This is a genomic window from Streptomyces sp. DH12 (assembly GCF_020873895.1).
Lineage (GTDB): Bacteria > Actinomycetota > Actinomycetes > Streptomycetales > Streptomycetaceae > Streptomyces.
The window spans coordinates 1-562 of the sequence record NZ_JAHWGT010000558.1 but is presented as its reverse complement, the minus strand read 5'-3'; the positions used below and the strand labels follow the sequence as shown (position 1 = coordinate 562).

The following is a 562-nucleotide window of genomic DNA, read 5'->3' as shown; positions in this document are numbered from 1 at the left end:
GACGAAGGGGAACCGTCCGTGCAGTTCGAGGTGTGGGCACCACAGGCCGGCCGAGTGACGCTCCGGTGCGACGGCGTCACGCGGGCGTTGGAGCGCGATCCCGAGCGGGAAGGGTGGTGGCGGGGGGAGGCCGAGGCGCACGACGGCTCCCGGTACGGCTTCGCGCTGGACGACGGACCGGTGCTGCCCGACCCCCGGTCGCGCCGCCAGCCCGACGGCCCCGACGGGCTCAGCGCCGTCGTCGACCACGACCGCTTCGAGTGGAGCGCCGAGTGGACCGGGCGCCCGCTGCCCGGCGCGGTGCTGTACGAGACGCACGTCGGCACCTACACCCGCGAGGGCACCTTCGACGCCGCCGCCGAACGGCTCGGGCACCTCGCCGACCTGGGCGTGACGCACGTGGAGTTGATGCCGGTGTGCCCGTTCCCCGGCCGGCACGGCTGGGGGTACGAGGGCGTCTCGCTGTGGGCGGTGCACGAGCCGTACGGCGGTCCCGAGGGGCTGAAACGGTTCGTCGACCGGGCGCACGCGCTGGGGCTCGGCGTCGTCCTGGACGTGGTGC

The 562-nt window shown here is 75.1% G+C and carries 1 protein-coding gene; it reads left to right on the top strand.

What is annotated here, in order from left to right:
* Nucleotides 1-18: 18 nt before the first annotated feature.
* Nucleotides 19-562: alpha-amylase family glycosyl hydrolase (locus LPA54_RS35760; protein ID WP_308112921.1), on the top strand; the 544-nt coding region annotated here is incomplete at its 3' end.